Origin of the sequence: Kribbella sp. CA-293567 (genome assembly GCF_027627575.1) — a bacterium.
Classification (GTDB): Bacteria; Actinomycetota; Actinomycetes; order Propionibacteriales; family Kribbellaceae; genus Kribbella.
Window position 1 is genome coordinate 2,170,977 of record NZ_CP114065.1, and the last position, 19,810, is coordinate 2,190,786.

At 68.7% G+C, this 19,810-nt stretch carries 19 protein-coding genes; 10 read left to right on the top strand and 9 right to left on the bottom strand.

What is annotated here, in order from left to right; all coding sequences use genetic code 11:
- Window positions 1–19 precede the first annotated feature (19 nt).
- A complete protein-coding gene (locus OX958_RS10520; protein WP_270137081.1) occupies window positions 20–814 on the bottom strand; it encodes an RNA polymerase sigma factor SigF in 795 nt (264 codons plus the stop codon).
- Window positions 811–1,203, bottom strand: coding sequence for an anti-sigma regulatory factor (locus OX958_RS10525; RefSeq protein WP_270137082.1), 393 nt, complete (start codon window positions 1,201–1,203; stop codon window positions 811–813). The genes OX958_RS10520 and OX958_RS10525 overlap by 4 nt, the downstream gene beginning before the upstream one ends.
- Before the next feature lie 185 nt (window positions 1,204–1,388).
- On the opposite strand from OX958_RS10525, the gene OX958_RS10530 reads away from it, so the two are divergent.
- Window positions 1,389–2,816, top strand: coding sequence for a Gfo/Idh/MocA family protein (locus tag OX958_RS10530; RefSeq protein WP_270137083.1), 1,428 nt, complete (start codon window positions 1,389–1,391; stop codon window positions 2,814–2,816).
- A gap of 13 nt (window positions 2,817–2,829) precedes the next feature.
- A complete protein-coding gene (locus OX958_RS10535; RefSeq protein WP_270137084.1) occupies window positions 2,830–3,768 on the top strand; it encodes an NEW3 domain-containing protein in 939 nt (312 codons plus the stop codon).
- A gap of 64 nt (window positions 3,769–3,832) precedes the next feature.
- On the opposite strand, the gene OX958_RS10540 is transcribed toward OX958_RS10535, so the two are convergent.
- Genes OX958_RS10540 through OX958_RS10550 form a run of 3 tightly spaced genes read right to left on the bottom strand, consistent with a single transcriptional unit; the run spans window position 3,833 to window position 6,266 of the window.
- Window positions 3,833–4,588 (bottom strand): amino acid ABC transporter ATP-binding protein, encoded by a 756-nt coding sequence (locus OX958_RS10540; protein ID WP_270137085.1) that lies wholly within the window; start codon window positions 4,586–4,588, stop codon window positions 3,833–3,835.
- Window positions 4,588–5,415: an amino acid ABC transporter permease gene (locus OX958_RS10545; protein WP_270137086.1), complete on the bottom strand. Its 828-nt coding sequence runs from the start codon at window positions 5,413–5,415 to the stop codon at window positions 4,588–4,590. The genes OX958_RS10540 and OX958_RS10545 overlap by 1 nt, the downstream gene beginning before the upstream one ends.
- Complete coding sequence (locus tag OX958_RS10550) at window positions 5,412–6,266, bottom strand: ABC transporter substrate-binding protein (RefSeq protein ID WP_270137088.1); 855 nt, start codon at window positions 6,264–6,266, stop codon at window positions 5,412–5,414. The genes OX958_RS10545 and OX958_RS10550 overlap by 4 nt, the downstream gene beginning before the upstream one ends.
- 303 nt (window positions 6,267–6,569) lie before the next feature.
- On the opposite strand from OX958_RS10550, the gene OX958_RS10555 reads away from it, so the two are divergent.
- The 6 genes from OX958_RS10555 to OX958_RS10580 all read left to right on the top strand — a co-directional run bounded on the left by OX958_RS10555 (window position 6,570) and on the right by OX958_RS10580 (window position 12,027).
- Window positions 6,570–7,775 carry an NAD(P)-dependent malic enzyme gene (locus OX958_RS10555; protein WP_270137089.1) on the top strand — a complete coding sequence of 402 codons (1,206 nt, stop codon included), beginning with the start codon at window positions 6,570–6,572 and terminating at the stop codon, window positions 7,773–7,775.
- A 61-nt stretch (window positions 7,776–7,836) separates the two neighbouring features.
- Window positions 7,837–8,805 (top strand): zinc-binding dehydrogenase, encoded by a 969-nt coding sequence (locus OX958_RS10560; protein WP_270137090.1) that lies wholly within the window; start codon window positions 7,837–7,839, stop codon window positions 8,803–8,805.
- On the top strand, window positions 8,806–9,315 hold the full coding sequence (locus OX958_RS10565; RefSeq protein ID WP_270137091.1) for a GNAT family N-acetyltransferase: 510 nt from the start codon (window positions 8,806–8,808) through the stop codon (window positions 9,313–9,315). It begins immediately after the preceding gene.
- Window positions 9,316–9,391: 76 nt separating this feature from the next.
- Complete coding sequence (locus tag OX958_RS10570; RefSeq protein ID WP_270137092.1) at window positions 9,392–10,267, top strand: AurF N-oxygenase family protein; 876 nt, start codon at window positions 9,392–9,394, stop codon at window positions 10,265–10,267.
- Window positions 10,267–11,589: an FAD-dependent oxidoreductase gene (locus OX958_RS10575; protein ID WP_270137093.1), complete on the top strand. Its 1,323-nt coding sequence runs from the start codon at window positions 10,267–10,269 to the stop codon at window positions 11,587–11,589. The genes OX958_RS10570 and OX958_RS10575 overlap by 1 nt, the downstream gene beginning before the upstream one ends.
- Window positions 11,590–11,727: 138 nt before the next feature.
- Complete coding sequence (locus OX958_RS10580; RefSeq protein ID WP_270137094.1) at window positions 11,728–12,027, top strand: WhiB family transcriptional regulator; 300 nt, start codon at window positions 11,728–11,730, stop codon at window positions 12,025–12,027.
- 25 nt (window positions 12,028–12,052) lie between these two features.
- Here the strand turns inward: OX958_RS10580 and OX958_RS10585 are convergent, their stop codons facing one another.
- A complete protein-coding gene (locus tag OX958_RS10585) occupies window positions 12,053–13,285 on the bottom strand; it encodes a sodium:proton exchanger (RefSeq protein WP_270137095.1) in 1,233 nt (410 codons plus the stop codon).
- 115 nt (window positions 13,286–13,400) lie between these two features.
- On the opposite strand from OX958_RS10585, the gene OX958_RS10590 reads away from it, so the two are divergent.
- Window positions 13,401–13,757, top strand: coding sequence for an ArsR/SmtB family transcription factor (locus OX958_RS10590; RefSeq protein WP_270137096.1), 357 nt, complete (start codon window positions 13,401–13,403; stop codon window positions 13,755–13,757).
- Here OX958_RS10590 and OX958_RS10595 read toward each other — a convergent pair.
- From OX958_RS10595 to OX958_RS10605, 3 genes are read right to left on the bottom strand one after another with little or no spacing between them, the layout of a single operon-like run.
- Complete coding sequence (locus OX958_RS10595) at window positions 13,754–14,482, bottom strand: AAA family ATPase (protein WP_270137097.1); 729 nt, start codon at window positions 14,480–14,482, stop codon at window positions 13,754–13,756. The genes OX958_RS10590 and OX958_RS10595 overlap by 4 nt on opposite strands.
- Before the next feature lie 25 nt (window positions 14,483–14,507).
- Window positions 14,508–14,684, bottom strand: a complete 177-nt coding sequence (locus OX958_RS10600) for a DUF6104 family protein (RefSeq protein ID WP_270137098.1) — start codon at window positions 14,682–14,684, stop codon at window positions 14,508–14,510.
- Window position 14,685: 1 nt separating this feature from the next.
- Entirely contained in the window at window positions 14,686–18,570 is a 3,885-nt protein-coding gene (locus tag OX958_RS10605) for a multifunctional oxoglutarate decarboxylase/oxoglutarate dehydrogenase thiamine pyrophosphate-binding subunit/dihydrolipoyllysine-residue succinyltransferase subunit (RefSeq protein ID WP_270137099.1), read from the bottom strand.
- A gap of 494 nt (window positions 18,571–19,064) precedes the next feature.
- On the opposite strand from OX958_RS10605, the gene OX958_RS10610 reads away from it, so the two are divergent.
- The gene (locus tag OX958_RS10610) at window positions 19,065–19,736 is read left to right on the top strand and encodes a FadR/GntR family transcriptional regulator (protein ID WP_270137100.1); all 672 of its coding nucleotides are present in this window, start codon (window positions 19,065–19,067) and stop codon (window positions 19,734–19,736) included.
- Window positions 19,737–19,810: the final 74 nt, after the last annotated feature.

Consider the following 19,810-nt stretch of genomic DNA (forward strand, 5'->3'; position numbering starts at 1 on the left):
AATTCCCGCCCAGGCGCGGCTACTCCTTCAGCAGGCCCGCGCGGAGTTCGGTGAGGGTGCGGGCGAGCAGCCGGGAGACGTGCATCTGGGAGATGCCGATCTCGTCGGCGATCTGCGACTGCGTCATCCCCCGGAAGAAGCGAAGAGTCAGGATGCGCTTCTCGCGGTGGTCCAGCTGCGCGAGGAGCGGTTTGAGGGACTCGCGGTACTCCACGCTCTCCAGCGCCTCGTCCTCGCCTCCCAGGCCGTCCAGGACCGTGGTGGCGTCCGCCTCGTTCTGGTCCGGGGCGTCCAGGGACAGCGTGTTGTAGGCGTTCGCGGACTCCAGGCCCTCGATGATCAGGTCGGCCGGCAGTCCCAGCCGTTCGGACAGCTCGCCGACGGTCGGGGCACGGCCCTGCTCCTGGGTCAGCTCGGCGGTCGCCGCGGTCAGCGACAGCCGCAGCTCCTGGAGCCGGCGGGGAACCCGGATCGCCCAGCCCTTGTCCCGGAAGTACCGCTTGATCTCGCCGAGGATCGTCGGCGTGGCGTACGTCGAGAACTCCACGCCGCGCTCGGAGTCGAACCGGTCGATCGCCTTGATCAGGCCGATGGTGGCGACCTGGACCAGGTCGTCGTAGGGCTCACCGCGGTTGCGGAAGCGCCGGGCCAGGTGCTCCACCAGCGGCATGTGCAGCGAGACCAGACCGTCCCGGGCCGCCGTGTGAGCCGGCTCGCCGGGGGCGGAGGCGCCCATCGCGGCGAAGAAGGTGGCCGTCCTGGTGCGTAGGTCGGGTTCCTGGGACTCGATGCCCAGGGGTCTGTCGTCGGTCACGCCTTCTCCGGCGCGGTCGCCGACGCGGACACCGTGATGGTCAGCCGGCCGTCGACGGTCTCGGCCGCGGCGGACTCCACCAGCGCGGTCAGCACGGTCCAGCCGAACGAGGTGGTGTCCGGCTTCCAGTCGCTCGGCACGGTGGCCGTCGTGCTGATCGTCAGCTGCGGCGGGGCGATCGCGAAAACCAGGTCCAGGACGCCGTCGGTGGCCTGTGGCAGCAGCAGCGAGCACGCCTCGTCCACCGCGATCCGCAGGTCGTCGATCGCGTCCACGGTGAAGTCGTTGCGGGCGGCGAGGTTGCCGACCACCGACCGCGGAACCGCGATGTAGGCGCTGTCGGCGGGAATGCTGAGGCGGACCTCGGCGGGTCGTCCGGTGCTGCTCACAGTCTTTTGCCTCCCAGGCGGAGCTGAATCCGGCGGGCCGAAGCTCTTGGGCGCTCGCGCCCGCCGCGTACATCTTCCCCGTTCTGGATCGTTCTGACCACTTGCGCGCAACTGCAAGACATGCTCAGCTATTGAGCACTACTGCGCATCACTTGTCCGCCCGCTCGACGATCACAGGAGTCTCCGTGAATCCGACCAGTTCACGCCGTACCGTCCTCGGAGCCGGCCTGGCCGGCGTCCTGGGCGCAGCCACCACCACCGGTACTGCGTCCGCCGCCACCACAGCCACTGACCAGGCGACGGCCGCACCGGCCCGCAGACAGGGGCAGCGATCGATGATCGACGTCCCGTTCCCGGTCCACCAGACCGTCCGGATCGGCCTGATCGGCCTGGGCAACCGCGGCGCCGGGATGTTGTCCGGCTGGGCCGCGATCCCGGGCGCGGTCGTCACCGCCGTCTGCGACATCCGGGCCGACCGGGCCAAGGCAGCGGCCGACAAGCTGGTGAAGCTCGGCAAACCACGCCCGACGGAGTACGGCGGCACCGCGGCCGCCTACAAGGAGCTGGTCCGCAGCAGTGACGTGGACCTGGTCTACATCGCCACGCCCTGGGAGTTCCACTACGAGCAGGGCAAGGCGGCTCTGCTAGGCGGCAAGCACGTCGGCGTGGAGCTGCCGATCGCCACGGAGCTCAAGCAGCTCTGGGATCTGGTCGACACCTCGGAGCGAACCCGTAAGCACCTCTGGCTGATGGAGAACTGCAGTTACGGCCGCAACGAGCTGGCGATGCTGAAGATGGCCCACGAAGGGCTGTTCGGTGAGATCACCAACGGGCACGGCGGCTACCTGCACGACTTGCGGGAGCTGCTGTTCAGCGACACCTACTACACCGACTCCTGGCGGCGGAAGTGGCACACCCGCAGCACCGCCAGCTTCTATGCGATGCACGGCCTGGCGCCGATCGCGGCCGCGATGGACATCAACCGCGGCGACCGCTTCACCACTCTGCGGGCGACGGCCACGGCACCGCGCGGCCTGGCCGACTACCGCGAGCGCAACATCCCGAAGACGCATCCGTCGTGGAACGAGAAGTACGTCAACGGCGACCTGGTCACCTGTTTGATCGACACCGCCAAAGGGCGCGTACTGCGGGCCGAGCACGATGTCAGCTCGCCCCGTCCGTACAGCCGGATCAACAGCCTGGCGGGCAGTCGCGGCATCTTCGAGGACTACGTTCCGGTCGGCAGCACCGGTGGGCGGGTCTACCTCGAGCCCGACCACGGGGGTCACTCCTGGCGTGACTTCGCGCCGTACCGGGCCGACTACGACCACTGGCTGTGGAAGAAGATCGGCGACGACGCGGAGAACAACGGCGGCCACGGCGGTATGGACTACGTGCTGCAGTGGCGGATCGTGCAGCAGATGCGGGCGGGCCTGGTGCCCGACATCGACGTGTACGACTCGGCTGCCTGGTGCGCACCGGTCCCGTTGAGCGTGGAGTCGCTGAAGAAGGACGGCCGGCCGGTCGACGTCCCCGACTTCACCCGCGGCCGCTGGTCCGAGCTGCGGCTCGGACTCGACTCCCGCGAGACCGACATGCCTCCCACGAGCTGAAAGGCCGGCCCTGATGAAGAAACTCCTACTCCTGCTGGCGTTCACGGCCACCCTGCTCGTCCCACAGCTCCCGGCCGCGGCGGCCGGGCCGGTCGAGGTGACCATCTCGGAGGTCGACCTCGCCGGTCCGGTGATCGCATCGGTCGACGTCACGGTCACGAACAGGTCGGCGGCCAAGCTGTCGAAGCTCGCGGTGACCTTCGCCGGCCCGGTCGGCTGGACGGTCTCCCCGGAGACCCGAGTGGTCAAGGAGGCCTTGAAACCAGGCAGCTCCGTCACCGTCGCCTTCCAGATCCGGGTGCCCGAGCAACGACCCGGCTTCACTCTCCGCACCTTCACCGCCACGGCCAGGTACTCCGGTGGTGAAGCGGCCGGCACCCGCACCCAGAGATCCGGTACGCCGTTGCCGAACCTGGCCGCCGCCTTCAACAACGTGGCCGTGAGCAACGAGTCCGATCCCGCCAAGGGCGATTTCGATGGCGACGGCAACAGCTTCTCCGCTCAGCGCCTCGCGGAGAAGGGCGTCACACCGGGCAGCACGGTGACCGCGCTCGGTGCCACCTTCAACTGGCCCGGCCCGGTCGGCAGCAAGGACAACGCGGTCGCCACCGGACAGACCTTCGCGTACTCCGGTCAGGGGTCGAAGCTGGTCCTGCTCGGCTCGGGAGCAGGTCAGGCCGCCGTAGGCCTGGTGAAGGTCTGGTACTCCGACGGCACCTCCACCAGCGGATCGATCGGCTTCCCCAACTGGTCGTTCCAGGACGCCGGCGCCCACGGCGCGACCCTGGCGATCTCGACCACCGGGCGGAACACCCCGGCCGGGTACGCGAACGCGGAGTACCAGTACCGCGTGTTCGCGAACTCCCTGCCGCTGGATCCGGCCAAGACCGTCGAGCTGGTCACCCTGCCGGCCAACGGTGGCCTGCACGTGTTCGGTGTCGGCATCGGCTGAACGACCAGCGAGGCCGGTTCCCCTGCTGGGGAACCGGCCTCGCGTCGTCAGTACGGGGTACGGCTCAGACGTCCTCGACGTGGGTCGGGTTGAGCACCCGGCGGAGGAAGTTCTGGGTGCGCTCCTGCTGGGGCGCGCCGATCACCTCGGCCGGTGGGCCCTGCTCGACGATCACGCCGCCGTCCATGAAGACGACCCGGTCCGCGACCTCGCGGGCGAAGGCCATCTCGTGGGTGACCACGAGCATCGTCATGCCGTCCAGGGCGAGCTTGCGCATCACCGTCAGGACGTCGCCGACGAGCTCGGGGTCGAGCGCCGAGGTGGGTTCGTCGAACAGCATCAGCGCCGGGTCCATCGACAGCGCCCGGGCGATCGCGACCCGCTGCTGCTGCCCACCGGACAGCTGCAGCGGATACGCGTTCACCTTGTCGTTCAGGCCGACCCGGTCCAGGTTGGCCAGGGCGATCTTGTCCGCCTCGGCCTTGCTGCGCTTCAGTACGGTCGTCTGCGCGACGGTGCAGTTGGTCAGCACGGACAGGTGCGGGAACAGGTTGAACTGCTGGAACACCATCCCGATGTGCTGCCGCGCGGCGTCCAGGTGGCAGTCCGGATCGGTGATGTCGTCACCGCGGAACAGCACCTGGCCCTGCTCGGGCTGCTCCAGCAGGTTCACGCACCGCAGCAGCGTGGACTTGCCGGAGCCGGACGGGCCGATCACGCAGACGACCTCACCCTCGCTCACGGTGAAGTCGATCCCGCGCAGCACGTGGTTGCTGCCGAACGACTTGTGCAGGTTCTTGATCTCGACGAGTTCGGTCATCAGTTGGCCCTCGCAGCCTTGGCCTCCAGCCGCCGGACCAGGATCCCCAGCGGCAACGTGATGAGCAGGTAGCAGAAGCCGGCGGTGACCAGCGGAGTCAGGTTCGACTCGCTGTTGGCCAGCTCCTTGCCGAAGCCGGTCAACTCCAGCGCGGTCGCCGAGGTGCCGATGATGAAGATCAGCGACGAGTCCTTCACCAGCAGGATCAGGTCGTTGGCCAGCGGTGGCAGCACGATCCGGAACGCCTGTGGCAGCACGATCTTGCGGGTCGCCAGCGCCGGCGGCATCCCCAGTGAGCGGGCCGCCTCGACCTGCCCCTTCGGGACCGCCTGGATGCCGGCCCGGATCACCTCCGCCATGTACGCCGCCGCGACGATGCCGAGCGCCAGCCAGACCGTCCCGTACGGGTCGAGCGGGATGACGAGGCCCTCGAACGCCAACGGCAGCAGGCTGAACGCGATGAACACGATGATGGCCGGCAGGCCACGGAAGAACTCGATGTACGCGGTGGCCAGCCAGCGGTAGGGACCGACCCGGCTGAGCCGCATCAGTGCCAGCACGGTGCCGCCGGCCAGACCGATGACGAAAGCGCCCGCGGTGTAGACGATCGTCTTCACCAGCGCGTTCAGCAGACCGTTCTCGAAGGCCGACCTGACCAGCTCCGGCCGGAAGAACACGTCGATGATCTGGCCCCAGTCGGCCGCGAGCGCTGCGACGACGGCGAGCGCGACCAGCAGGGCGTACTGGATCAGGCGCGAGCGCTGGGCCCGCTGCCGCGGACTCAGCCCCCGTCGCGCCTCAGGAGTGGTGGTCGTGGTGGCAGTCACTGCTTCGGCTCAACCCCGAACCACTTCTTGTACAGCTCCTTGTAGGTGCCGTCCTCCTTGGCCTTCTTCAGTGCCGCGTTCAGCTTCTCGATCAGCTTGACGCTGCTCGGGTCGCTCTTGTCGGCGGCGAAGCCGTACTTCTCGCCGGTGTCGAACTCGGCGGCGACCGCGGTGTCCGGGTTGTCCTTGACGTAGTCGTAGAGCGCGCCGTTGTCGTTGACACCGGCGTCGACGCGGCCGGACTTCACGTTGTTGGCCATGCTGGTCAGGTCGGGGAAGGTGATCACCTGGTAGCCGAGTTCCTTCTGGGTCTTCTCGGCGTAGTCCTTGCCGGTGGTGTCGGCCTGGACGCCGACCTTCTTGCCCTTCAGGTCGGCCAGCGCCTTGTACGGCGCGTCCTTCTTGACCAGCAGCACCTGGCTGGCGTCCATGTACGGCTCGGAGATCCCGATCGCCGCCTGCCGCTCCGGGGTGATCGTCATCGCGCCCATGCCGACGTCACACTTCTTGGCCTTGAAGGCGGCACCGGAGGTGATCTGGGCCCACTCCAGGCTGACCACCTCCTGCTCGACGCCGAGGTCCTTGGCCAGCAGGTCGATCAGGTCGACGTCGAAACCGACGACCTTGGTGCCTTCCTTGAACTCGAAGGGCTTGTACGACAGGTGCGTGCAGGAGGTCAGCTGACCCGACTTGACCAGCGTGATGCCGGCCGCCTTGGCCTTGTCCTCGCCTCCTCCGCCACCGGCCGAGTCGTCGCCGCCGCCACAGGCGGACAACGTGAGCGCGAGCACGGCGACGGACGCGACGGCGATCGCGCGGCGACTCTTGCTGAGGGTGGGGACGATGTTCATCGCTAGGACTCCTCGACAGTGGATCTTGGACTCCGGTCCGGGCGGTACCGGGCCGGATTCTCCGCATCCTGACACAGCAGGGAGGCGTGTGTCGGCTGGTAACCCCGGACGAGACTCGATCGTCACCGGGGCGGGTTGGAGTGGCGGCCCTCACAGACCAGACCAGTGCGTGCTGTGGTTTACTCGTAGCCACGGGTGACCCCCTGGCAACGGCGCCGTTCGACGCACCCTTCACCGAACGCCCACTCTCCGTAATCCTGCCTGCACTCCGATGTGCCGCACTGATCTAAGGGGTCCTTCTTCATGGTCGCCGAAGTCGTTCCGTCCACCGTCGCGCCCGCCACCGATCCGTACGCCGGTGACCCGGTCTTCGAGTTGCATCTCGGCGGCAAGATCGAGGTCACGTCCTCGGTCCGGGTCGCCGACGCCGACGAGTTGTCCCGCGCCTACACCCCCGGCGTCGCCCGGGTCTGTACCGCGATCGCCGAGGACCCGTCGCTGGTCCGCAAGTACACCTGGAAGTCCAACGTGGTCGCGGTCGTCACCGACGGCACCGCGGTCCTCGGACTCGGTGACATCGGGCCGGCCGCGTCGCTGCCGGTGATGGAGGGCAAAGCCCTGCTGTTCAAGGAGTTCGGCGGCGTCGACTCGGTGCCGATCGCGCTGGACTGCACCGACGTGGACGAGTTCGTCGAGACCGTGGTCCGGCTGGCACCGACCTTCGGCGGGATCAACCTGGAGGACATCTCGGCGCCGCGCTGCTTCGAGATCGAGCGCCGGCTGAAGGAACGCCTGGACATCCCGGTCTTCCACGACGACCAGCACGGTACGGCGGTCGTGGTGCTGGCCGCGTTGCGAAACGCGTTGCGGGTGACCGGCAAGTCGATCGGGGACATCCGCGTGGTCATCTCCGGCGCGGGCGCGGCCGGAGTCGCCTGCGCGCGGATCCTGTTGCAGGCCGGGGTCGGCGACCTGGCCGTCGTGGACAGCAAGGGCGTGCTGCACGAGGACCGCTCGGACCTCAATCCGGTCAAGCTCTCACTGGCCAAGGACACCAACACCGGTGGGCTTTCCGGCCGCCTGGTTGATGCGCTGGACGGCGCCGACGTCTTCCTCGGTGTCTCCGGCGGCACGGTGCCCGAGGAGGCCATCGCGCGGATGGCACCGGGCGCGATGATCTTCGCCCTGGCCAACCCGAACCCCGAGGTGCACCCCGACATCGCCCACCGCCATGCCGCGGTGGTCGCCACCGGCCGCTCGGACTTCCCGAACCAGATCAACAACGTGCTGGCCTTCCCGGGCATCTTCCGCGGTGCCTTCGACGTCAACGCCAGCCGGATCACCGAGGGCATGAAGCTGGCCGCCGCCGAAGCGCTCGCCAACCTGATCCCCGCCGAGGACCTGCGCCCGGACTACATCATCCCGTCCCCGTTCGACTCCCGAGTCGCCCCGGCAGTCGCTGCGGCAGTCGCGGAAGCCGCCCGTACAGACGGCGTCGCCCGAGACTGACGGCAATCACCGGTGGGCGCTCGGGTTACCAAGTGTTCGACCTGGTTCTAAGGTGAACGACATGCTTGCTGCGTACGCCGCCAGGTTCAGTCCGGACGATCCTGTCTCCGCGTTGGAGGTGGGGGAGCGGCCGGAGCCGGTGGCGCCGGACGGGTGGGTGACGATCGACGTCAAGGCGACCGCGCTGAACCACCACGACCTGTGGTCGTTGAAGGGCGTCGGGCTGAAGGAGCAGAACCTGCCGATGATCCTCGGCTGCGACGCGGCCGGGCTCGACCCGGACGGCAATGAGGTGGTGGTGCACGCGGTCATCTCGGATCCGGGCTGGAAGGGTGACGAGACGCTCGACCCCAAGCGGTCATTGCTGAGCGAGCGGTATCAGGGAACGCTGGCCGCCAAGATCGCGGTACCGGCGCAGAACGTCGTACCGAAGCCTGCTGGGCTGAGCTTCGAGGAGGCGGCGTGCCTGCCGACCGCCTGGCTGACGGCGTACCGGATGTTGTTCACGCAGTCGGAGCTGAAGCCGGGTGACACCGTGCTCGTCCAGGGCGCGGGCGGCGGGGTCGCGTCGTCGCTCATCACGCTCGCGCGGGCGGCCGGGTTGCGCGTCTGGGCGACCAGCCGGGACGAAGGCAAGCGGGCGAAGGCCGTCGAGGTCGGGGCGCACGAGGCGTTCGAGTCCGGCGCCCGGTTGCCCGAGCGGGTCGACGCGGTGATGGAGACCGTCGGGCAGGCGACCTGGTCGCACTCGCTGAAGTCGCTCAAGCAGGGCGGCACCGTGGTGATCTCCGGCGCGACCAGCGGTCAGGCACCGAAGTCGGCCGAGCTGAACCGGATCTTCTTCCTGCAACTGCGGGTGCAGGGGTCGACGATGGGGACCCGGGCGGAGCTGGCGCAGCTGGTCCAGTTCATGGCGAACGCGGGGATCAAGCCGCACATCGACAGCACGTTCGCGCTCGCCGACGCGCGTGAGGGGTTCACGAAGCTGAATGCGGGTGACGTTTTCGGCAAGATCGTCTTCACTGTCTGAGTGAAGATCGAGATTCGCCGGGCCGAGCTCGCGGACGCGGAGGCCGGCGCCTGGTGCCACGTCAAGTGCTGGCAGGAGGCGTACGCCGATCAGGTCGACCCGGTGCGGCTGGCGGAGACGACCAGCGACGTGGCGCAGCGGGTCGAGCGGTGGACGCAGCGGCTCGAGTCCGGCGTACTGCGATGGGTTGCGATCAACCCTGATCCGGCGGCGGCCGTCGAGGACCGGGTAATCGGCTTCTCCTCACCGGGGCCCACCCGGGACGAGGACGCGCCGACTCCGCTGGAGCTCTACGCGATCTACGTCCGTGAGACGTGGTGGGGCACCGGGCTCGGTCGCCGGCTGATGCACGCGGCGATCGGTGAGGAATCCGCCAGCTTGTGGGTGCTGGAGGGCAATGAGCGGGCCAAGGCGTTCTACCGTCGCCAGGGCTTCGTCGAGGACGGCACCCGGGTGGACGAGCCGTTCTTCGGCGTACCGGAGATCCGGATGGTCCGGGCCGCCCGGTAGCCGGACAGGGGTTGCCCCGGATTGATACACGATCTATGTTACATGGAGACTGTTGTATCCCTCTGGGAGGTGCTCCATGCCCGGCACGGACGAGACCGCACAGCGCCTGCTCGACTCCTCGGCCAGGTTGTCCCGCGATCCGGAGACCGAGATCGACTGGGACGCGCCGCTCGGTGACGGCTACGGGCTGAGCCCGGAGTGGAGCACCCTTTACGGCACGTCTTACTGGGAAGAGCTGACCGAAGTCCAGCGGCGGGAGCTGACCCGGCACGAGGCCGCTTCGGTCGCATCGACCGGGATCTGGTTCGAACTGATCCTGCAGCAGTTGATCCTTCGCGATGTCTATGCCCTGAATCCGGCCGGTGCGGACTTCAAGTGGTCGCTGACCGAGATCGCCGACGAGTGCCGGCACTCGATCATGTTCGCCCGGCTGACCGGCAAACTGGTTGACGTGGAGTACCGGCCGCGGCCGATCGCCCGTGAGCTCGGACGGTTATTCAAGACGGTGGCCACCGGCGAGTCCGCGTACGCCGCGATCCTGGTGGCCGAGGAGGTACTCGACGTGATGCAGCGCGACTGGATGCGCGACCGGCGGGTCGAACCGCTGATCCGGACCGTGAACCACATCCACGTGGTCGAGGAGTCGCGGCACATGGTGTTCGCCCGGGAGGAGACCCGGCAGCGGCTGATCGGCGCGGGCCGGGCCCGGCGATGGACGAGTGGTCTGCTGATCGCGGTGGTGGCCGACGTGATCATGAGCAGCATGGTGACCAGGGCGGTCTACGCGAACGCCGGTCTGGATGCCGACCGAGCGGTGCGGGAGGCTCGGCGCAACGAGCATCACCGGGCGCTGCTGCGGTCGAGTTGCGCCAACCTGATGGACTTCCTCGGTGAGGTGGGGCTGCTGACTCCGGCGGCGACGCGGGTCTACCGGCGTACCGGGTTGCGCTGATGACCTACGTCATCGCGGGGGACTGCTGCTCGGACGCGAGTTGCGTGGCGGTCTGCCCGATGAACAGCATCCACCCGTCACCAGGGGAGGCCGGGTTCGGTACTACGGACGGGTTGTTCATCGATCCCCGGACCTGCATCGACTGCGGCGCGTGCGCGGACATCTGCCCGGTCGGCGCGGCCAAGCCGGCGGATCAGGCGACGCCGGTCGAGGTGGAGCTGAACCGATCGCACTTCGCCACGCAGCCTGCGCTGAACGCCCTCGACCTGGACACCTGGGATGCGCCGAGTTTCGCACCCTGGACGGACGGTCCTCGCCGGGTCGCGGTGGTCGGGGCGGGTCCGGCGGGGATCTATGCGGCTCGGGAGTTGCTGTTGCGCAGTACGGCTGAGGTGACGGTGTACGACCGGCTGCCGGTGGCCGGTGGGCTCGCGCGGTTCGGGGTGGCGCCGGATCATCCGCTGACCAAGCAGATCGTGACGACGTTCGAGCGGGTGCTCGCGCATCCCCGGGTGCACTGGCGACCTGGGACGGAGGCGGTCACGGCAGAGCTCGAGACCCGGTACGACGCGGTGGTGCACGCCGTCGGCTCCTTCCAGAGCCGCCGCCTCGGCATCCCGGGCGAGGACGCCGCCCGCAGTTGCTCGGCCGCCGAAGTAGTTGCCTGGTACAACGGTCACCCCGGCGCCCGGCTCCCGGTCGAACTCGTCGGCCCCCGCGCGGTCATCGTCGGCAGCGGCAACGTGGCCCTCGACCTCGCCCGCCTCCTCGTCAGCACCCCTGACCGCCTGGCCACCCTCGACCTCCCCGCCGCCGTCCGCACCACTCTGGCGAGCAGCAACATCACCGAGGTGGTGCTCGTCGCGCGCCGAGGACCCGAAGCCGCCGCGTACTCAGCCTCCGCCCTCCGCGACCTCCAGTCCTTGGACGGCGTCGACATCCTGTTCGATACCGAAGGTTCCGAGCTGAGTTCACCGCCGCTGCCCGGGCGCAGAATCGTGTTCCGGTTCGGCACCACGCCTGAAGCCTGGGACCCGGCGGCGGGATTCGTCACCGACGCAGGGATGGTCTCCGCGGGGAATCTCTTCACCGCGATCGGGTTCGCCGGTCGGCCGATCGACGGGTTGCCGTTCGACGAGCAGCGCGGCATCGTCCCCAATGACCGCGGCGCGGTACTGAACCGCCCGGGTCACTTCGTCGCCGGATGGATCAAGCGTGGCGCGCAAGGCGGCATCGGCGCCAACAGGGCCTGCGCCGAGGAGACCGTGCGGACGTTGCTCGCCACGGCATCCAGCGGAGCGCTGTCGGCGGCGCCGATGTGACAGCGTCCGGCCATGACGTTTCATCCCTGAAACATTGCCGTCGCACCGGGGCAACGAGGCTGGCGCACGCTGGTCGTACCGCGGGAAACCCCCGCGGGTTCGATCCGCCCGATCGATGAGTACTGAGCAGGAGTGCCCATGAGGCCGACCTTGACGGTGATCGCCGACCCCGCCGACCGCTGGATGATGCGGGCCGCGTGCATCGGCCAGGCGCCGGCGTACGACGAGACCGCGAGCAGTTGGGAGCAGCGCAAGGCGCAGGCGATCTGCCTGACGGCCTGCCCGGTCATCGACGAGTGCCGGGAGTGGGCCCGCCGGACCAAGTTCACCGGCACCGCCGCGGGGGAGAAGTTCCTCTCCGGCCGCCGCCGTGGCCGCCCCGGCCCGCAGGAACGCCGCAGCCCGACCCCGATGGTCGAGGAGCAGCAGGCCAGCTAGTGCGCCGTGTCAGAAGTACAGCGCACTAGACCCCGACGAGTTCCTTGTCCGGTTCCGCTGCGACCTTCGGGGTGCGGCGGAACGGTGACGTCAGGGTGGCGACGACGTACTGGCGGTTGTGGATGAGTGCTGCGATCGCCAGCACCAGGTAGATGCCCGACAGGACATAGCGCCCGGTCTGCCCCGGTACGGCGAACTGCACCGCGAACAGGCCCAGCAACGTCCACGCGGCCCAGCGCGGGAAGCGCAGGCTCAGCAGAACCGCCAGGCCCAGCACGGTCTGGGTCGCCGTCAGCAGGAACTCCTCGACCTGACGCCCGTCCAGCGCGAGTGCGGCCGGGCCGCCGCCGAGACCGTAGGCGATCGGGAGGCTGCCGATCAGCAGCGTCCACTGGTTCACCTTCGCGGAGATCAGCAGGCCGAGCGCGGCCGCTCCCTTGCCGCGCAGGGCGAACAGGATCGCGATGATGAACTCCGGCGCCTCGGAGGCCAGCGGCGCCAGCCACTGCACCAGCAGGAACTGGTCGATGCCGAGCGCGTGGCCGCCTTCGACGAGCGAGTTCGCGAACGGCTCGGCCGAGAGCAGGATGATGCCGGCCGCGACCAGGAACATCGAGACGACCGTGATCCGCCGCTGCACCTTGGCCAGGGCACCGATCCGCGCGGCCGGGCCGATCAGTTCGGGCTCGTCGTCGTGCCCCGAGGAGGCCGCCCGCCAGAGGTAGAAGCCGAAGAAGGCCAGCAGGGCGATACCCAGCAGCAGGTGGATCTGCCCGGTGATCGGGATGACGAAGGCGACGATGCTGGCGATCGTCAGGAAGCCCAGCTCGCGCCGGTACCCCGATTCGAGCACCAGAGCCTTGATGGTGCGCCCGCTGCGCTTGCTCGCGACGTACAGGCTGATCAGTACGACGCTGGACCAGCCGAGGCCGAGCAGCAGCCGGTTGGAGCCGGTCATGTTGGCGGCGGCGTACGCGACGTACTCCGGCTGGCTGCCGGCGGTGTGAGCGAAGTACAGATCCACCGCGTACTCCGGCAGTACGGCGATCACCGCGAGCAGCGCGATCGCCAGCCCGCCCGAGATGTCGACCTCCGCAGCCTCGGCGGCCCAGGCCAGCACGAACGAGGCGGCCACCACCCCGAGCCCGAAGACGACGATGGCCAGCGGAGCCGCCGGATGCACCCCGCTGAGCCTCAGCGCAACGGCCGGAACGGCCGCGAGAAGCAGCAGAAGGACGGGGCGGAGGGCTCTGATCACATGGTCAAGAATCTCACCGTTTCGATACTTTCGCAATTGCGCAAGTATGAGACCGTCCTCACCCACGGCCTGCCGCGTTCCGTGCGGCCCCTCCAGCGGTCACAATGACTGCGCAATGACGACAACGCCCCCGGAACCGACAAAAGCTCAGCTCGACTCCGCCGCCAGCACGTTCGCGATGCTCTCGGCGCCGGTCCGGCTGCACCTGGTCTCCCTGGCCGCCCAAGGTGAGTACGACGTCGGCACGCTGGCCGACCGGGTGGGAGTGAGTATCGCCACCGCCAGCCAGCACCTCGGCAAACTGCGGCTGGCGGGCATCATCACGGCCCGCCGCGAAGGCCGCCGGCACATCTACACCGTCGACGACCCGCACGTGCTCAACCTGGTCGACCAGATCTTCGAGCACATCGCCCCCGACGGCTCGCTGGCGCCCGACCCGCCGCTGCGCCGCAGGCCGCCGCACACCGACTAGGTGATGTGCCGGAGGTAGCGCTCGGGTGCGTCCAGATAGGCGCGCCAGTTCTGGACGAGTTGCAGGTCGGTCCACGCCGACTCCCGGATGCCCCATTCGCCGACTTCGAGGATGGTGGCGCCGGGAAGAGCGGCGATGACGGGGGAGTGAGTGGCGCAGAGCACCTGCGAGCCGGACTCGGCCAGCCGCTTCAGGACGCCGATGACGGCCAGGCTGGACGAGAACGACAACGCGGACTCGGGCTCGTCGAGACAGTAGAAACCGCGGCGGTCGAAGCGGTCGCCGATCAGGCTGAGGAAGCTCTCGCCGTGGCTCATCCGGTGGAACGGCAGATCTTGCGGGGCGCCGGGTGGCCGCGGGTTGTCCTCGAGATAGCTGTAGAAGCCGTGCATCGTCTCGGCTCGCAGGAAGAAGCCCGCGCGGGGAGAGCCGGCGCCCCGGGTCAGCTGGATCTCCTCGTACAGCGGTGACTCGGTCGCCCGCGTGCTCAGCCGGGCTCCGGTGGAACCACCCTCGGGAGACATCCCGAACGCGACCGCGATCGCCTCGACCAGGGTGGATTTGCCCGCGCCGTTCTCGCCGACCAGGAAGGTCACACCGGGGCCGAGGTCGAGGCCGTCGGTCAGCAGTTGCCGCACCGCTGGGACGGTGTGCGGCCAGGAGCTGGAAACGGTGATGCCCTCCGCCGCGGCAATCCGGCGTACGGGGTGAGCGGCGAAGGGCATCTGTCCAAGCTAGAGCACGGCGGGGCTACTCGTCGTCGTCGTCCAGCCGCGCCAGCCAGGTGGCGAAGCGCTCGATCGGCGTCTCGAACTCGGGGTTCAGGTCGACGAACTCGCGCAGCCGCTCCGCGACCCAGGCCAACGGGACTTCTTCCTCGCCCCGCCGGCCCTCGAGCTCCTCGATCCCTCTGTCGGTGAAGTACACGTCAGCTGAAGGCCTGCTTCATCAGCGTCGCGTTCTCGGCGACGTGCACGCTGTGCGAACCGACCGACGTGGCGGACATGGCCGGCCGCGACACCCGGTAGAACGGCTTGCCGTCCAGGTGCTCGGTCAGGTTCAGCGCCATGAACGGCCACGGGCCCTGGTTGGCCGGCTCGTCCTGCACCCAGCGGATCTCCCGCAGGTTCGGGTACTTCGCCAGCTCCGCCTTGATCTCCTCGGCCGGCAGCGGGTAGAGCTGCTCGAGCCGCAGTACGGCGGTGCTGATCTTGTCCGGCTCGGCCTTCTTGCGCTCGGCCAGCAGGTCGTAGACGATCCGGCCCGAGGACAGGATCACCCGCTCCACGGCGGCCGCGTTCTGCTCGGCCTCCGGGTCGCCCAGCACGGTCCGGAACGTGCCGCTGGTCAGCTCCTCCGGCTGCGACACCGCTGCCTTCAGCCGGAGCAGTTGCTTCGGCGTGAAGACGATCAGCGGGTTGTGCTCCTCCTGCAGCGTGTGCCGCCGCAGCAGGTGGAAGTACGACGCCGGCGTCGACGGCTGGGCCACCGTCATCGCGTTCTCGGCGCACAGCGCCATGAAGCGCTCGATCCGGGCGGACGAGTGGTCCGGTCCCTGACCCTCGTAGCCGTGCGGCAGCAGCAGGACGACGCCCGACTTCTGGCCCCACTTCGCCTCACCGGCCGAGATGTACTCGTCGATGATCGACTGGGCGCCGTTGACGAAGTCGCCGAACTGGGCCTCCCACAGCACCAGCGCGTCCGGCCGCGCGACGGAGTACCCGTACTCGAAGCCGAGGGCGGCGTACTCGCTGAGCAGCGAGTCGTAGACGTAGAAGTTGGCCTGCTGCTCGTCCAGGTTCTGCAGCGGGACGTAGTCCTGGCCGTTGACCCGGTCGATCACCGCGGCGAACCGCTGGACGAAGGTGCCCCGCCGGCTGTCCTGGCCCGCGAGCCGGACCGGACGCCCGGCCAGCAGCAGCGAACCGAAGGCGGTGATCTCCGCGCTGGCCCAGTCGACCGGACCCTGCGTGATCGCGGCGGCCCGGCGCTGCAGCTGCGGCATCACCTTCGGGTGCGCGGTGAAGCCCTCCGGCAGCGTGGTGTACGCGTCGGCGATCTTCTTCAGCACCTCGGGGGTGGTCGCGGTCGCGTCCGGGCCCTCCGGCTTGTCGGGGTAGACCGGGACGGTGACGTACGGCGCCGGCGTGTCCGGCTGGCTCTTCGCCTCCCGCACCTCGACGAAGACCCGCTCGAGCCGCTGCTGGAAGTCCCGCATCGCCTGCTCGGCCTCTTCGATCGTGATGTCGCCACGACCGATCAGGGCCTCGGTGTAGAGCTTGCGGACGGACCGCTTCTGCTCGATCAGGTCGTACATCAGCGGCTGGGTGAAGCTCGGGTCGTCACCCTCGTTGTGACCGCGGCGGCGGTAGCAGACCAGGTCGATGACGACGTCCTTGTTGAACGCCTGGCGGTACTCGAAGGCCAGTGCCGCGACCCGGATGCAGGCCTCGGGGTCGTCGCCGTTGACGTGGAAGATCGGCGCCTGCACCATCCGCGCGACGTCGGTGCAGTACATCGACGAGCGCGACGAGGCCGGCGAGGTGGTGAAGCCGACCTGGTTGTTGACGATCACGTGGATCGTGCCGCCGGTGCGATAGCCGCGCAGCTGGGACAGGTTCAGCGTCTCCGCCACGACGCCCTGGCCGGCGAAGGCCGCGTCGCCGTGCACCAGGACCGGCAGCACCGGGAAGGCTGCGCCCTGGTCGAGAATGTCCTGCTTGGCCCGGACGATGCCTTCCAGCACCGGGTCGACGGTCTCCAGGTGGGACGGGTTCGCCGCCACCGACACCTTGATCTTGTCGCCGAACTCGGAGACGAACTCGCCCTCGGCGCCCAGGTGGTACTTGACGTCACCGGAGCCCTGGACCGTGCGCGGGTCGATGTTGCCGTCGAACTCGCGGAAGATCTGCCCGTACGACTTGCCGACGATGTTGGCCAGCACGTTCAGCCGGCCACGGTGCGCCATACCGATGGTGACCTCGTCGAGGCCCGCGCCGGCGGCCTCCTCGCACAGCTCGTCGAGCAGCGGGATGGTGGTCTCGCCACCCTCCAGCGAGAACCGCTTCTGGCCGACGTACTTGGTCTGCAGGAAGGTCTCGAACGCCTCGGCCTCGTTCAGCTTGGCCAGGATCCTGAGCTGCTCCTCGCGCGGCGGCTTGGTGTGCGGCCGCTCGACCCGCTCCTGGATCCACTTGCGCTGCTCGGGGTCCTGGATGTGCATGTACTCGATGCCGGTGGTCCGGCAGTAGGAGTCCCGCAGGATGCCGAGGATGTCGCGCAGCTTGAGGAACCGGCGGTCGCTCTGCGCCCCGAAGGAGCCGGTGGCGAACTCGCGGTCCAGGTCCCACAGGGTCAGGCCGTGGGTGGCGACGTCCAGGTCGGGGTGGCTGCGCTGCTTGTACTCCAGCGGGTCCGTGTCGGCCATGATGTGGCCGCGCACCCGGTAGGCGTGGATCAGCTCCAGGATCCGGGCCTGCTTGCTGATGTCCTCCTCGTGGCTGTGCGGGAGGTCGGCGGCCCAGCGGATCGGCTCGTAGGGGATCCGCAGCGACTGGAAGATGTCGTCGTAGAAGCTCTCGTCGCCGAGCAGCAGGCGGTGCAGCCGGCGCAGGAACTCACCCGACTGGGCGCCCTGGATGATCCGGTGGTCGTAGGTCGAGGTCAGCGTCATCACCTTGCTGACCGCGAGCTTGGCCATCGTCTCCTCGGCCGCCCCCTGGTACTCCGTCGGGTAGTCCATCGCGCCGACGCCGATGATGCAGCCCTGGCCGGACATCAGCCGCGGTACCGAGTGCTGGGTGCCGATCGTGCCCGGGTTGGTCAGGCTGATCGTGGTGCCCTGGAAGTCGGGCAGCGTCAGCTTGTTGTCGCGGGCCCGCCGGACGATGTCCTCGTAGGCCATCCAGAACTCGGCGAACGTCATCGACTCGGTCGCCTTGATCGATGGGACCAGCAACTGCCGGGTGCCGTCGGGCTTGGACATGTCGATGGCCAGGCCCAGGTTGATGTGCTCGGGCTGGACCAGGGTCGGCTTGCCCTCGGTCTCGTCGTACGACGCGTTCATCTCGGGCAGCGTCTTGAGCGCCTTCACCAGGGCCCAGCCGACCAGGTGGGTGAAGGAGATCTTGCCACCGCGCGCGCGGCGCAGGTGGTTGTTGATCACGATCCGGTTGTCGATCAGCAGCTTGACCGGAACCTGCCGCACGCTGGTCGCGGTCGGCACCTGGAGGCTGAGCTCCATGTTCTGCGCGGTCCGCGCGGGGGCACCGCGCAGAATCTTCCGCGCCGCGTCCGTGCTGCTCGCGGGTGCGGCCTTGGTCTGCGCCTTGGGCGGCTGGTTCACCGTGCCTCCGGTTGGGGCGCTGCCGGCGGCAGGCGCTGCCTTCTGTGGGGATGAAGCTGTCTGGGGCTGCTGCGCTTGCTTCGCCGCGGCGGTCGGCTGACCGGCCGCAGGCTGCGCCGGCGTCGCTGCCGCGGCGGGAGCCGGTGCTGCCGGAGCAGGGGCGGCTGCCGCAGCCGCGGCGGCCGGCTGGCTGGAGGACGGGGCCGCGGGCGCAGTACCGCGGCTGGGTGCCTCCGGCGTCTTGTTGTCCGACACCGCGTCGGGTCGGGGAGCGTCGGCCGGGCTGGACGTCACCGGCTTCGCATCACCCGGGCTGTTCCCCTTGAAGCTGTCGCTCTGGAAGTAGGTGCTCCACGCCGGATCCACCGACTTGGGATCCTCGAGGTAGCTCTCGTACATCTCGTCGACCAGCCATTCGTTCGCACCGAAGGCTGCAAGGGAGTCAGATTCTGATGGCTCGGTGGCCACTTGGCAGTTCGCCTCTTCCGATCGGTTCAGATACCACGGTTGTCACTGCGGAAGTTGTGGGGGACTTCCCGAGCCAAGGCTAATAGCTGCCGCAACAGATCCGCAGCCCGGGATCACCGGACCAGTCGATCGAGTGGTTGGTGCCGGCGCAGTTGATCGATCGAGGGCTGGAACATCGCCGCGGCAGGTGTTCCAGGGATCGGCCGGCCGATCGCCGTGATGGGCAACTGGACTGACGCCCGGGATACCGCCGGAGACGTTGCAGAGGTGGGTTTCCAGGCGTGATTCAGGGGTGTCGAGGGGCCGGGTGGCCGCCTGGCTGGCCACTGTATGCAGTCGGCCCTTCGCGGTCCGTGAGGGTGGGTGGCAGGACGGAATGTGGTCAACGTCACTCCGGGTATCAGTCCAGTTCTCACCGATTGGCCGGGCAACGAATTTCTCCGCTGCCGCGGGATCGGGCCGCCGGGGACCGGAGCGGACGGCATACTGACCGAATGGCGTTGACGGACGAGGCGATCGTCAAGATCAAGGAGATGATCACCTCGGGTGAGCTGCGGCCGGGGGATCGGCTGCCCAAGGAGGCGGACCTCGCCGCCCGGCTGGGGTTGTCGCGCAACTCCCTGCGCGAAGCCGTGAAAGCGCTCACCCTGGTCAACGTGCTCGACGTCCGGCACGGCGACGGCACCTACGTGACCTCGCTGGACTCCGCGCACCTGCTCGACGCCCTCAGCTTCATGGTCGACCTGCACCAGGACGATTCGGTCCTGCAGTTCTTCGAGGTACGCCGCCTGCTGGAGCCCGGCGTCGCGGCACTCGCGGCGGTCCGGATCACCCGCGAACAACTGGCCGACCTCCGCCTGCTCACCAGCGACCTCACCCCCGACGCCCAGGTCGACGAACTGGTCGCCAACGACCTCCGCTTCCACCGCGGCATCGCCGAAGCCAGCGGCAACGCCGTCGTCTGCTCGCTCCTGGACGGCATCTCCGGCGCGACCCAACGGGCCCGGATCTGGCGAGGCGTCACCCAGGCCGGCGCGGTCGAACGCACCCTGGCCGAACACACCGCCATCCTCGACGCCATCGAGATCGGCGACACCGAAGCCGCCCGCGCCTGGATGACCGCCCACATCGCCGGCGTCGAAACCTGGCTCCGCAAAGCCCGCTGAGCAACAGACAAGAGCAACAGACAAGAGCAACAGACAAGAGCGACAGACAAGAGCGACAGACAAGAGCGACAGAC